Below are 13,656 nucleotides of genomic sequence, written 5' to 3'. Positions count from 1 at the left end.
CGGCGTCAGTTGCGGCGCTCGACACCCGCATGGACCGACGCGTGGCTTGGCGGCTGGGCCGCCACCCGCAAGGCATGCCTCGCCGATCTCCGGGCCAGACCACGGGCTTCGTCCAACAGGTCCTGGAAGACCGCCGATCCTTCGCTGGCGATCCGTTGCTCGCTGCAGAGCTCCACGGCATGGCAGGCATTCGAGAGCGCGAGGAAACCCAGCGTGCCGGCGGACGACACACAGGTATGCGCTTCGAAGCGCAGCTGATCCCGGTCCGCCGCGGTCTCCCCGGCCGTGGTGAAGCGCGCGTCCAGTTCCTCGGCGAGCATCCCCAGGGCGTCGTGGACGGGCCCACGGCCGATCACGCCGATCATGGCGTCGTAGGCGCTTCGGTCGAGCAGGCTCGAATCCTCGCCGCTCCGATCGACGCCCGTGGCAAGCGGGTCGGATTGGGTCGTCCGGGCCGGCGCCCGCGACAGCCACCGATCGATGATGCGATAGAGGTCCGCCCGGGCGAAGGGCTTACCCACGTGATCGTCCATGCCGGCTGCCCGGAACATCCGGATCTGGTCCGGCAGCACGTTGGCGGTCATCGCCAGGATGGGGATCGTGGCCGCTTCGGCCCCGAGCGCACGGATGTGCCGGGTCGCCGTCATGCCATCCATACCCGGCATCTGCACGTCCATCAGGATCAGATCGTAGCACCCTTCGGCCACGGCGCGGATGGCGGAGGCTCCGTCCGCGACGATCTCGACGGCATGGCCCGCGACCTCGAGGACCGCCCGGGCGAGGTCCTGGTTGATCCGGTTGTCCTCCACGAGGAGGATCCGCCCGGGCCGCTGCGCGATGGGGGGGCAACTGGCGCGCGGCGCCGACGGTTCGCCGGTCCCGAGCGGCAGTGTCAGGGCGAACCAGAACCTTGCACCCATGCCCTCCTCGGAGCGGACGCCGATCTCGCCGCCCATGAGGTCGACCAGCTGCTTGCAGATGGCAAGGCCGAGGCCGCTCCCACCGAAGTTCCGCTCGATGGAGCCGTCGATCTGCGAGAAGCGCTGAAACAGTCGATCCTGCTTCGCGCGGGCGATGCCGATCCCCGTATCCTCCACGCTGAAGCGCAGGCGCTCGCCGGTTTCCCCGGTACCCTCGTACTGGGCATTGAGTGTCACGGAGCCGTGCGCCGTGAACTTGATCGCGTTGTTCAGGAGGTTCAGCAGGACCTGCCGGAGGCGCGCCTGGTCTCCGTTCAGGCTTGGGGGCAAAGCGGAGTCGATCATCGCCCTGACATCCAGGCCTTTCTGGTCCGCGGAGCCTCGAACGATGCTGAGGCAGTTGTCGATCAGCACCCGTGGATCGAAAGCCTGCCGGTCCAGCACGACGGCTCCGGCCTCGACCTTCGAGAAGTCCAGGATGTCGTTGACGATCGTCAGCAACGCCGACCCGGAGGTGCGTACGAGTTCGGCCTGGTGCCGGAGGTCCGGGGGAAGCCGATCCGAAGCGATCATCACGTCGGTGAAGCCGATGATCGCATTCAGGGGCGTCCGGATCTCATGGCTCATGGAGGCCAGGAACTCGGTCTTGGCGAGGCTCGCCCGCTCGGCCTCCCGCTTGGCCGTTTCGGCATCATGCGTCCGGGCGGCGACCCGCTCGCTCAGGGTGGCGTTCAATCCGCGCAGCTCCGTCTCGCTCGCCCGAAGCGCCCGCTCGGCGGCATCGCGCGCGGTGTCGTCCCGAAGCGTCATGACGGCGCCAATCTGCCGTCCGTCACGGGTCAGCAGCGGCCGGGCGCTGCCGATGCCCAGCACTTCGGTGTCGTCCGGCCGCCGGACCCGCCAGCGGGCATCCAGGACCGTCTCGCCCCGGACGGCGCGTGCCAGGGGCAGGTTCTGCGAATCGTAGGGCGCACCGTCCTCGGTGAAGACGCGGTAGGCGTCGCTGTACTGATCGGGCGTCACGTCGAGATGGACCGTCCCGAGAATTCTGCCCGCTGCTTCGTTGACGAGGGTGATGCGGCCGTTGCCGTCGGTGACGATGACCCCCTCGACGAGTTGGCCCAGGATGGCATCGTGGGTCGAGTCCAGGGCTTCACGGTAGCGCGCCTCGCTCTCGGCCGCCGCCTGCTCGGCGTTCCTGCGGGCGGCGACATCGAGGGCACGTTGCTCGGCGGCGGCTTCTCCGGCCCGCAAGGCGCCGCGGAGGCGCAGGTGAGCCACGACGACGCGCGCCAGATCCTCGAGTTGGCGTGCCTCCGCATCGGTGAGGGCCCGAGCCTTCGTGCCGATCAGGCACAGGGTGCCGACCCGGACTCCCGGTCGCAGGATCAGTGGGGCGCCCGCGTAGAAACGGATATGCGGCGCGCCCGTGACAAGGGGATTCGAGGCGAATCGAGGGTCGTTCTCCGCGTCTTCGACCACCATGACCGCGTCCGAGAGGATGGCATGACTGCAGAAGGACACCGCGCGCGACGTGCCTTCCAGGGCCAGACCGCACTTGGCCTTGAACCACTGCTCGTGTTCATCGACGAGGGTGACGAGGCAGATCGGAACGCCGAACAGTGCCTGAGCCGTCCGGCAGACGGCATCGAAATGCGGCTCCGGCGGCGTCCCGACGAGGGCGAGTGCACGAAGATCGGCCAGACGGTCGGCTTCGTTCGGCGTGGTTGCAGTCATGGACGGCCATCAACCCAAGGTGATTATTTCGCACAACCATTCGGCATCGGCGATCGGAAGTACAGGAACGTAAATGTGTTCTGCGATACGGCTCGATCATGTGCTGAGTTCCGCGGAGCGTCGGCGTCGATCCGGACGCAAGCGGTCCATGAATTCATTGGTTTATATCCGGTCGTGGCGAGGATTTGATGAGCTGGCCGCTCGTCTTCGGACAGACTTTGGTCGGGCAACAATCCCGCATGTCCGCAACCCTCGCGATTGGCTTCACGAGGCGTTCTTGCCGCGTCGCGCGGTCCTACATCACCACCGTGATCGCCTGCGCCGCCCGGGTCAGGCCGGTGTAGAGCCAGCGCGCCCGGTGCTCGCGGAAGGCGAAGGATTCGTCGAACAGGACCACGCTGTCCCATTGCGAGCCCTGTGCTTTATGGACGGTGAGCGCGTAGCCGTAGGTGAACTCGTCGGTCTCACGGCGGAGGAAGGCCGGGATCTCCTCCTCGGAGCCGGACATCACCGCGCGCAGCACCTTGATGTCCACGGGGCGGCGGCGGAGCGCCGGATCGTCGTCCGGCACCACGTCGAGGCGGATCGTGTCGGGGCGCTGGGCCGCGCGCTGGGCCTGCACCGTCCAGGTCGAGCCGTTGAGCAGGCCCTTGGTGCGGTCGTTCCGGAGACAGACGAGCTTCTCGCCCACCGCCGGCATCGGGTCGGTGTGGCCGGCGATCTCGCGCAGGCGATTGTTGTAGAGCCGCCGAGTCTTGTTCATGCCGACGAGCACTTGGTCGGCCGCGATCACTTCGTTGGGGTCGAGGCTGCGCCGGGAGACCACGCGGCTGCGGCCGTACTCGCCGAGGGTGAGGCGGCCGCCCTCGCGGATCGTCATCGCCATGCGGACGATGGGGTCGTCGGCGGCCTGGCGATGGACCTCCGTGAGCATCACGTCGGGCTCGGCCTCGGTGAAGAAGCCGCCGCCGCGCACGGGCGGCAGCTGCGCCGGATCGCCCAGCACCAGCACGGGCTTGTCGAAGGACAGGAGGTCGTTGCCGAGGTCGGAATCCACCATGGAGCACTCGTCGATGATGACGAGTTCGGCCTTGGCGATGGGCCCGGTGCGGTTGAGGGTGAAGGCGGGGCCGCCCTCCTCCGTCTCCTTGGTGCGGTAGATCAGGCTGTGGATCGTCGCCGCGTCGTGGCAGCCCTTCGACCGCATCACCGAGGCCGCCTTGCCCGTGAAGGCGCCGAACACCACGGTGCCGTCGACGTCGTCGGCGATGCGGCGGGCCAGCGTCGTCTTGCCGGTGCCCGCATAGCCGAACAGGCGGAACACCTGGGCGCCCCCGCCCTTGCGCCAGTCGGCGATGGCTTTCAGCGCCGCATCCTGCTGCGGCGCGAACCGGGTCGGCAGCGCGGTCTCGCTCACGGCCAGCGCACGGTCGGCGGCAGGGACGACAGGATCGACGCGACGTTGCCGCCGGTCTTGAGGCCGAAGATGGTGCCGCGGTCGTGCAGCAGGTTGAACTCGACGTAGCGCCCGCGCCGGACCTGCTGCTCCAGCCGGTCCGCCTCCGTCCAGGGCGTGCCCATGTTGGCGCGCATGATCGCCGGATAGGCCTCGAGGAAGGCCCCGCCCACGTCGCGGGTGTAGGCGAGATCCGCCGCCGGATCGCCGGTCCAATGATAATCGTAGAAGATCCCGCCGATGCCGCGCGGCTCCTTGCGGTGCGGCAGATAGAAGTACTCCTCGCACCACGCCTTGTAGCGGGCGTAGTCGGCGGCCGGCGCATGGGCGTCGCAGGCCGCCTTCATGGCGGCGTGGAAGGTGAGCGTGTCGGTGTCGTCCTGGTTGCGCCGGCGGTCGAGGACCGGCGTCAGGTCGGCGCCGCCGCCGAACCACGTCCGGGTGGTGGCGACGAACCGGGTGTTCATGTGGACCGTGGGGGCGTTCGGATTCCACGGATGGGCGATGAGCGAGATGCCGGTGGCGAAGAAGCGCGGATCCTCCGCGGCCCCCGGCATCTGCGCCCGGAACTCCGGCGCGAACTCGCCGTGCACCGCCGAGACGTGGACGCCGGCCTTCTCGAACACCCGCCCCTTGAGGATCGCCATGGTGCCGCCGCCGCCGGGCTTGCCGGTGTGATCCGTGCGCTCCCAGGGCGTCTTCTCGAATCGTCCGGCCTCGGCCGGCGCGTCCTCGTGGAACGGCCCCGTCGCCTCGTCCTCCAGGGTCTCCAGGGCGGCGACGATGCGGTCGCGCAGGGTGGTGAACCACGCCGTCGCCTCGCCCTTGAGGGCCGTCAGCTCGGCTTCGGGCAGGGGCGTGAAGGGCGTGTCGGGGCGCGTCATGGCCCCGATGTCCCATATCGATCCCGGCGGTTCAATCCTCGCCGTCGCCTCGCCGTCACCGCGCCCTCAATCCTTGCCGACCGACATCAGCAGGCGCTCGGTCTTGGCGTCCTCGATGCGGTTGACCATGCGGCGGCCCTCGTGGACGTCGCGGACCGTCTTGGTGGCGGTGATGCACGACTGGACCAGCATGATCACCCCCATGGCGAAGTAGCCCTTCATCCAGATGTCGATGGGCATGAACAGGATGCCGAGCGCCACCATCAGGGCGGCGCCGAGGAACGACGCGTAGGTGAAGGCGACCCAGGCGCCGGAATGCTGCGTGGTTTCGTTGGTCATGGGATCGGTCCTTTTTGAAGGGGGTATTTCGCAGGGCAAGTGCGTGAATCAGGCTTGGGCGGTCGCGCGCTGGCGTAGGCGTTCGAGCACCGCGCTTCCCGTCGGACGCGTCGCTTTCCCAAACCCTTCGCGCTCCAAACGCTCGGCGATGTCGGCGCCCGACTCGGCTTCGGCCAGGGCCGCTTCGGTGTCCGCGGCGTGCGCCTGGAGGCTGCGCAGGCGGGCCAGGGTCGCCTCGGCTTCCCGCAGGGTGGCGCGGTCCTCCGGTGCGGCGGCGACGCCGAGGCGGCGGGCGGATTCGGCCGCCGCCGCGATGCGCCGGCCCCGCTCCAGTTCCGCCTGCCGGCGGGTGGCGTCGCTCACCACGGCGCGGATGCGGGTGAGTTCGCGGGCGAACCGCGTCCGCGCGGTGCGGATGGCCTCGGCTTCGGATTCGAGTTCGGCAATGGCGTCGGCGGCGTCCCGAGCGAGGTCCTCGCGGCCGGCGTCGAGGGCGGCGACGGCCCGGTCTTCGAGGTCCCTGGCGCGGCTCTGCACCTCGGCGAGGCGGCGGGCCTCGGACGTGTCGCCGGCCACCGCCGTCGCCAGGGCCATGCGGCTGCGCTCCAGGGAGACGCGGGTCTCGCGGATCTGCTGGTCGAGGATCAGCAGGGCGTTGCGGTCGATGAGGTCTTCCCGGGCCTGGGCGGCGGCGCCACGGGCGAGGGTTCGAAACAGGTTGAACATGGGGCGGTCTCCCGAGCGACGGGCGCTGCCGTCGAGGAGGAGATTGCCACGGATTGAACAGTGTTCAAGTGCGTTTATGCACGGCGTTCAAATAGGCGCTTGCGCGCCGCCCGGGAAACCGTCCGTCTGGCGCAGGCCCTCGCCGAGGATCATGGCGGCGCAGACGGCGACGTTGAGGGAGCGCAATCCGGGCCGGATCGGCACCACCACCCGGGCATCGGCGGCCGCATGGACGGAATCCGGCACCCCGGCGGATTCCCGGCCCATGAGCAGGCAATCGTCCGAGCCGTAGGCGAAGTCGCCGTACGGCAGGGCGCCCTGCGTCGTCGCCAGGACGAGGCGCAGGCCGGCTTGCCGGCGCCACCCGTCGAACGCGGTCCACGAGCGGTGGCGCGTGATCGTCACGTGGTCGAGGTAGTCCAGCCCCGAGCGGCGCAGGTGCCGGTCCGACACGTCGAACCCGGCCGGCTCGATGATCTCGACGGCGATCCCGAGGCAGGCCGCGAGGCGCAGCAGGGTGCCGGTGTTCTGCGGAATATCTGGCTGGTAGAGGGCGAGGCGGAGCATGGGCGACGTCGCGGTTGGGGAAGGGGTGGCTGGCGTATCGGATGGAAGCACCAAGTAAGGCAGGCGGATTCTCGTGCGGCATCGCCTCCGGTTGGCAGGGGCCCTACGCTGCCTAGCTATAAGGGCGCTGCCGCAACCGCATATCGGACATCTCATGTTTCTCGACTGGCTCGAGCGCCGCATCGAACCGTTCGCGCCGTTCGATGACGGGCGCATGCCGCCCAAGACCGTGCTGGGCTTCGCCGGCTTCTACCTGAAGCCCGTGCGGGCGGCGCTCCTCGCCTTGTTCCTGGTGGCGATCGTCGCCGGCACCGTCGAGGCGTCGCTTTACCTGCTCATGGGCTGGTTCATCGACCTCCTCAACACCGCCGATCGGGCGACGTTCTGGGCCGATCACGGCACCAAGATCCTGCTCGCCGCCGGGTTGGTGCTGGTGGTGCGGCCGATCACGATCTGGCTGCACGAGATCCTGTCGAACCAGCTCATCGTGCCCCAGGTGACGAACCAGATCCGCTGGCGCACGCATCTCTACACGCTCGGCCACTCGCTTTCCTATTTCCAGGCGGATTTCGCCGGGCGGCTCGCCAACCGCGTCGTGCAGGTCGGGCCGGCGGTGCGCGAACTCGCCGTCGTGTTCATCGACACGCTCCTGTACGTGGCGATCTACGCCGTGACGGCGGTGGGCCTGTTCGGGTCCATCTCCCTGTGGCTCGCCCTGCCGGTGGTCCTGTGGGTGCTGGCCTACGGCTTCCTCACCCGCTGGTTCGTGCCCCGCGCCCGCACCCGGTCGCTGGTCACGGCCGACACCCGCTCGGCCCTCATCGGGCGCATCGTCGACAGCTACACCAACATCCTCACCGTGAAGCTGTTCGCCCGCGACCGCGAGGAGCGCGCGGCGGTGCGCGACGCCGTCGACATTCACACACGCGCCTACCTGCACCAGTTCCGCCTCGTCAGCTCCACCACCACGGTGCTGGGCGTCCTCAACAGCGCCCTCATCGTCTCCACGGCGGGCGTCTGTCTCGTCCTGTGGCAGCGTGGCGGCATGACAACGGGCGAAGCGGCGGCCGGCCTCGCCCTGGTGCTGCGCCTCATGGCCATGTCGGGCTGGGTGATGCAGACCGTGCGCGGCATCTTCGAGAATGTCGGGGTGATCCAGGAGAGCATGCAGACCATCGCGCGTCCGCACGCCATCACCGACCGGCCCGAGGCCGCCACCCTGCGGGTCACCGGCGGCGACATCCGCTTCGAGGACGTGAGTTTTCACTATGGGCGCGATGATTCCAGCATCATCGAGCGTCTGAACCTCCACATCCGGGCGGGCGAGAAGGTGGGGCTCGTCGGCGTGAGCGGCGCGGGCAAGACCACCATCACGGCGCTGCTGCTGCGCCTGCACGACCTGGAGAGTGGCCGCATTCTGGTCGACGGCAAGGACATCGCCGAGGTCACGCAAGGGTCCCTGCGCAGCGCCATCGCCATGGTGACCCAGGACACCTCGCTCCTGCACCGCTCGATCCGGGACAACATCGCCTACGGACGCCCCGACGCCACCCTGGCGGAGGTCGAGCGGGCGGCGCGTCTGGCGGAGGCCGATACCTTCATCCGCACCCTCGTCGATCACAAGGGCCGCACCGGCTACGACGCCCAGGTCGGCGAGCGCGGGGTCAAGCTGTCCGGCGGCCAGCGCCAGCGCATCGCCATCGCGCGGGTGATCCTCAAGGATGCGCCGATCTTGATCCTCGACGAGGCGACCTCGGCCCTCGACAGCCAAGTCGAGGCGGCGATCCAGGACAGCCTCGACACCCTGATGCAGGGCAAGACCGTGCTGGCCATCGCCCACCGCCTCTCGACCATCGCGGCGCTGGACCGTCTCATCGTCATCGAGGCCGGGCGCATCGTCGAGGAGGGGACCCATGCGGCCCTCATCCGCTCGGGCGGTCTCTACGCCCGCCTGTGGCAGCGCCAGTCCGGCGGCTTCCTCGGCGAGGCGGCGGCGCCCTACGAGAACGCGGCCGAATAGGCGCCGGACCCGGCATCGGAGTACGCGCCCGAGATCCCGTCGCGCGGTCCGGCATCGCGGTTGGCGGCGTCAGGCAGGACGGGTCGGGCCTCGACGCGGTTCCGGCCCCGGCTCTTGGCGTCGTAGAGCGCGAGATCGGCAACCTTGAGCAGACCGGAGGGCCGAACGCCGCAGACCCGTGTCGCACCATGGGCGGCGGTGATCCCGACACTGACGGTGACCGTCCGGTCGCGGCCGTTCTTGCGATAGCGGAAGCCGATGGTCTCCACGGCCGCTCGCAGGCGCTCGCCGAAGTCGAGGGCGTCTTCCGGAGTGCAGGCGGGAACGAAGGCCATGAACTCCTCGCCGCCGTAGCGGGCGAGGAGTCCTCCTGCCGCCCGCGTCGGCCCGTCGAGGGCGGCCGCGATGGCGGCGAGACAGCGGTCGCCTTCGGGGTGGCCCGCCGTGTCGTTCAGGTCCTTGAAGCGGTCGATGTCGATGGCGACCACGCAGCACCAATCCTCGGCCCCGTCCCACGCCGCAGCCAGGGTCGCGTCGAAGACGCGCCGGTTGGCGAGGCCCGTGAGCGCGTCGATCTCCGACAGGACCTTGAGGCGGGCATTGGCCTGAGTCAGTTCGGCGGCCTGCGCTTCCACGGAGAGCCGCAGGAGGAACGCTTGCTTCTCCTGCCGCTCCCGCGAGAAACTCACCTTGATCGGAACAAGGATCAGGCTCGCCACGAGGAGCGGCAGGCCGTTCCCGGCGAGGTCACCCTCGTGCAGGGCCACCACCCAGCCGAGGTAGAGCGCGAAAGAGAGGCCGCAGAACACGAGGCTGTGCCGGAACGACAGGGCGGCGATGAGGCCGACCACGAGGGGCACGATCACCGCGAGGACCATGTAGACGTCGGCATGCCCGTCCGGCACCGTCCGGGCGCCGTTGAGGACGATGGCCATGTCGAGCAGGCTCGTCACCGTCGCCGCCACGGTTCGGCGCAGGGGTGAGGGGCGGTCGTTCAGGGACAGGATCGCCAGGCAGGCGACCGGCGTGAACACCCCGAGGGTGAGGAAGGCCGGAACGGCGAACGCGTCCGGTCCGAACACCTCGTAGTCGAGCTTCAGCGACAGGATGTTGAACAGGATGAAGACGAGGAGCCAGGAGCGGATGTAGGTGCCCGCGCCCGCATCGTCTCCGGCCCGGAACCGCGCTTCGAGGTCGGGCGGCAACGAAAGTCTGTACCAGGGACGAAACCGGTTCGCATCGATTTCGCTCTGTAACATCGGGGCGACACGTCTCTTCCGGCAGTACGACTCGGTTTAATTTCGTACATTTCGCTTGCAGGACCGTAAACGCCGCGCGGCCTTGTATCACGCAATGGTTTTCGGCCGTTCTTTCCCTTTGCGAGAGGCGCGTGTTATGGGGCGGGCATGCTGAAGGACCGCGCAAGACTCTACTGCCGTCTCGGGCCGCCATAGGTCGCCTGCACCGGACCGCGTCTCCGCGCGGATGCCCGCATGGGCGCCGCGCCTCCTCCTGGCATCCCCCGACGCCGCAGCCCCGAACGGGCCGGCCCGCGCACGGGGCGAACGGACTGATCTTCCATGACCCGACGCAACCTGCGGAGCGAGTGGGCTCCCGATATCACGCGCGAACTCCTGGCCGGGACGGTGGTGGCCCTCGCGCTCATTCCCGAGGCCATCGCGTTCTCCCTCATCGCCGGGGTCGACCCCAAGGTCGGCCTCTACGCCTCGTTCTGCATCGCCGTGGTCTCGGCCTTCGCGGGCGGGCGCCCGGCGATGATCTCGGCCGCCACCGGCGCCATGGCGCTCGTGATGGTGACCCTCGTGAAGGAGCACGGCCTCGGCTACCTCTTCGCCGCCACCATCCTGACGGGATTCCTGCAGATCGGCGCAGGGGCGCTGAAACTCGGCAACCTCATGCGGTTCGTCTCGCGCTCCGTCGTCACCGGCTTCGTCAATGCGCTCGCGATCCTCATCTTCCTCGCGCAGATGCCGGAACTCTTAGGCCAGGGCGCGACGGTCTACGCCATGACGGCCGCCGGCCTCGCCCTGATCTACGGCCTGCCGTACCTCACGAGGGCCGTGCCCTCGCCGCTGGTGACCATCGTGCTGCTCACGATCGTCGCCGTCGCGTTCGGCCTGCCGATCCACCGCGTCGGCGACATGGGGGCCCTTCCGACGGAACTGCCGTTCTTCGCCCTGCCGCAGGTGCCGTTCACGTGGGAGACCCTGCGGATCATCCTGCCCTACGCGCTCACCCTCACCATGGTGGGCCTGCTCGAGAGCCTGATGACGGCCGCCATCCTCGACGAGATGACCGACACCGGCTCGAACAAGAACCGCGAATGCGCCGGCCAGGGTCTCGCCAACATCACCGCCGGGTGCTTCGGCGGCATGGCCGGATGCGCCATGATCGGGCAGTCGGTGATCAACGTCTCGTCGGGCGGGCGCGGCCGGCTCTCGACCCTGTGGGCGGGCGCGTTCCTGCTGTTCCTCATCGTGGTGCTCGGGTCCTACGTCGCCCAGATCCCCATGGCGGCTTTGGTCGCCGTGATGATCATGGTGTCGATCAACACCTTCCAATGGGGCTCCGTCCGCACCCTGCTGACCAACCCCAAGAGTTCGAGCGTCGTGATGCTCGGCACCGTCGCGGTGGTGGTGGCGACCCACGACCTCGCCCGCGGCGTGCTGTTCGGCGTGGTGCTGAGCGGACTGTTCTTCGCCCACAAGGTGACGCGGTTCTTCGCCGTCGCCTCCGAGCGCGCCGGGGCCGCACGCACCTATCGGGTGACGGGGCAGATCTTCTTCGCCACGGGGCAAGCCTTCCACGACGCTTTCGACTTTCGCGAGGACGGCCTCGAGCGCCTGGTCATCGACCTCACGGCGGCCCATTTCTGGGACATCACCGGCGTCAACGCCCTCGACCGGGTGGTGCTGAAGTTCCGCCACCGCGGCGTAACCGTCGAGATCGTCGGCATGAACGCCGCGACCGCCACCCTGGTCGAGCGTCTCGCCACCCACGACAAACCCGGCGCGACCCTTGCCTCAGGGCACTGACCGGACGCCCCGGTAGCCACGGCGGTGCCGCCGTGGTCTGAAGGCGTTCCAGACTTCGCGCCAGACTTCGCACCACGCGAGGACCAGACATGACCGAGCTTCACCCCGAGATCGCCGCCGTCACCGCGCGGGTGATCGAGCGCTCCAGGCCGACGCGAACGGCGTATCTCGATCTCGTCGCCCGCGAGCGGGACCACGGCGTCCACCGGCCGATGCTCAATTGCGGCAACCTCGCCCACGGCTTCGCGGCCTCCGGCGAGGACAAGCCGGCGATCCGCGCCGGCCGCACCATGAACATGGCCATCGTCACGGCCTACAACGACATGCTCTCGGCCCATCAGCCCTACGGCCGCTACCCCGAGCAGATGAAGATCTTCGCCCGCGAGGTCGGCGCCACCGCGCAGGTGGCGGGCGGCGTGCCGGCCATGTGCGACGGGGTCACCCAAGGCCAGCGCGGCATGGAGCTGTCCCTGTTCTCGCGCGACACCATCGCGCTCTCCACCGCCATCGCGCTCAGCCACGGCATGTTCGATTCCGCCGCCCTGCTCGGCATCTGCGACAAGATCGTGCCGGGCCTCATCATCGGGTCCCTGCGCTTCGGCCATCTGCCGATGATCCTGATCCCGGCCGGACCCATGCCGTCGGGCATCGCCAACAAGGAGAAGCAGCGCGTCCGCCAGCTCTACGCCGAGGGCAAGGTCGGGCGCGACGAACTGCTCGAATCCGAATCCGCTTCCTATCACGGGGCCGGCACCTGCACCTTCTACGGCACGGCGAATTCCAACCAGATGATGATGGACGTGATGGGCCTGCACATGCCCGGCGCCTCGTTCATCAATCCGGGCACGAAGCTGCGCCAGGCCGTGACGCGCGCCGCCGTGCACCGCCTCTCCGAGATCGGCGCCACGGGCAACGATTACCGGCCGCTCGGCCACTGTATCGACGAGAAGGCCATCGTCAACGCCGTGGTGGGGCTGCTCGCCACCGGCGGCTCGACGAACCACGCCATCCACCTGCCCGCCATGGCGCGGGCCGCCGGCATCGTCCTCGACTGGGAGGATTTCGACCGGCTCTCGGCGGTGGTGCCCCAGGTCGCCAAGGTCTATCCCAACGGCTCGGGCGACGTGAACCACTTCCACGCCGCCGGCGGCATGAGCTACGTCATCGCCAGCCTGATCGACGCCGGGCTGCTGCACGATGACATCCTGACGGTGGCGGGCACGCGCCTGCGTGACCACGCCCGCGACCCCAAGCTCGTCGACGACGCGCTGGTGTTCGAGGACGCGCCGGAAAGATCCCACGACGAGAGCATCCTGCGCGGCCCCGCCGACCCGTTCCAGACGGATGGCGGCATGCGCCTCGTGAAGGGCAACCTCGGCCGGGCGACGTTCAAGACCAGCGCCGTCGAGCCGTCGCGCTGGACCATCGAGGCGCCCGCCCGCGTCTTCGACGACCAGGACGACGTCCTGGCGGCGTTCAAGGCCGGCGAACTTGAATGCGACGTCGTGGTGGTGGTGCGATTCCAGGGGCCGCGCGCCAACGGGATGCCCGAACTCCACAAGCTCACGCCCCAGCTCGGCGTGCTGCAGGACCGGGGGTTTCGCGTGGCTCTCGTCACCGACGGGCGCATGTCGGGGGCGTCCGGCAAGGTCCCGGCGGCGATCCATCTCAGCCCAGAAGCCCTCGGCGGCGGCCCCCTGGCGAAGATCCGCGACGGCGACAGGGTGCGCCTCAGCGCGGAGGACGGCAGCCTCGAAGTCCTCGTCGATCCCGCCGAATGGGATCTTCGCGCTGACGCCGCGGCCCCCGCGCCCGCCTTCGGCACCGGCCGCGAGTTGTTCGCCTTCCTGCGCCACGGCGCCGACGGCGCCGAGCAGGGCGCCTCCGCCATGCTGGCCGCCGCCGGATTGTAGGATGGCCTTTCCGGCCCATCGGTTCGCCGCGTGTCTCC

10 protein-coding genes are annotated in these 13,656 nt (G+C 69.1%); 3 read left to right on the top strand and 7 right to left on the bottom strand.

The window, feature by feature from the left end:
* Positions 1-5: 5 nt before the first annotated feature.
* The 6 genes from ASF27_RS19725 to ASF27_RS19700 form a co-directional block, all read right to left on the bottom strand.
* Positions 6-2,657 carry an ATP-binding protein gene (locus ASF27_RS19725; protein WP_056362749.1) on the bottom strand — a complete coding sequence of 884 codons (2,652 nt, stop codon included), beginning with the start codon at positions 2,655-2,657 and terminating at the stop codon, positions 6-8.
* Between the two features lie 295 nt (positions 2,658-2,952).
* Complete coding sequence (locus tag ASF27_RS19720; RefSeq protein ID WP_056362745.1) at positions 2,953-4,074, bottom strand: AAA family ATPase; 1,122 nt, start codon at positions 4,072-4,074, stop codon at positions 2,953-2,955.
* Positions 4,071-4,997 carry an oxygen-dependent coproporphyrinogen oxidase gene (gene hemF, locus ASF27_RS19715; RefSeq protein ID WP_056362742.1) on the bottom strand — a complete coding sequence of 309 codons (927 nt, stop codon included), beginning with the start codon at positions 4,995-4,997 and terminating at the stop codon, positions 4,071-4,073. The genes ASF27_RS19720 and hemF overlap by 4 nt, the downstream gene beginning before the upstream one ends.
* A gap of 66 nt (positions 4,998-5,063) precedes the next feature.
* Positions 5,064-5,336, bottom strand: a complete 273-nt coding sequence (locus ASF27_RS19710) for a YiaA/YiaB family inner membrane protein (protein ID WP_056175765.1) — start codon at positions 5,334-5,336, stop codon at positions 5,064-5,066.
* 48 nt (positions 5,337-5,384) lie between these two features.
* Entirely contained in the window at positions 5,385-6,062 is a 678-nt protein-coding gene (locus tag ASF27_RS19705; protein WP_056362739.1) for a PspA/IM30 family protein, read from the bottom strand.
* Positions 6,063-6,149: 87 nt separating this feature from the next.
* Positions 6,150-6,629: a tRNA (cytidine(34)-2'-O)-methyltransferase gene (locus ASF27_RS19700; protein WP_056267630.1), complete on the bottom strand. Its 480-nt coding sequence runs from the start codon at positions 6,627-6,629 to the stop codon at positions 6,150-6,152.
* A 154-nt stretch (positions 6,630-6,783) separates the two neighbouring features.
* Here ASF27_RS19700 and ASF27_RS19695 point away from each other — a divergent pair, with 154 nt between their 5' ends.
* A complete protein-coding gene (locus ASF27_RS19695) occupies positions 6,784-8,649 on the top strand; it encodes an ABC transporter ATP-binding protein (protein ID WP_056362736.1) in 1,866 nt (621 codons plus the stop codon).
* Here ASF27_RS19695 and ASF27_RS19690 read toward each other — a convergent pair.
* On the bottom strand, positions 8,628-9,854 hold the full coding sequence (locus ASF27_RS19690; protein ID WP_347379641.1) for a GGDEF domain-containing protein: 1,227 nt from the start codon (positions 9,852-9,854) through the stop codon (positions 8,628-8,630). The genes ASF27_RS19695 and ASF27_RS19690 overlap by 22 nt on opposite strands.
* A gap of 375 nt (positions 9,855-10,229) precedes the next feature.
* Here ASF27_RS19690 and ASF27_RS19685 point away from each other — a divergent pair, with 375 nt between their 5' ends.
* A complete protein-coding gene (locus ASF27_RS19685; RefSeq protein ID WP_056362732.1) occupies positions 10,230-11,705 on the top strand; it encodes a SulP family inorganic anion transporter in 1,476 nt (491 codons plus the stop codon).
* Positions 11,706-11,794: 89 nt separating this feature from the next.
* The gene (gene edd / locus ASF27_RS19680; protein ID WP_056362729.1) at positions 11,795-13,618 is read left to right on the top strand and encodes a phosphogluconate dehydratase; all 1,824 of its coding nucleotides are present in this window, start codon (positions 11,795-11,797) and stop codon (positions 13,616-13,618) included.
* Positions 13,619-13,656 lie beyond the last annotated feature (38 nt).

The organism is Methylobacterium sp. Leaf102 (assembly GCF_001422425.1).
Taxonomy (GTDB): Bacteria; Pseudomonadota; Alphaproteobacteria; order Rhizobiales; family Beijerinckiaceae; genus Methylobacterium.
The sequence above is the reverse complement of the archived record's forward strand: the minus strand, read 5'-3'. Positions and strand labels throughout refer to the sequence as shown.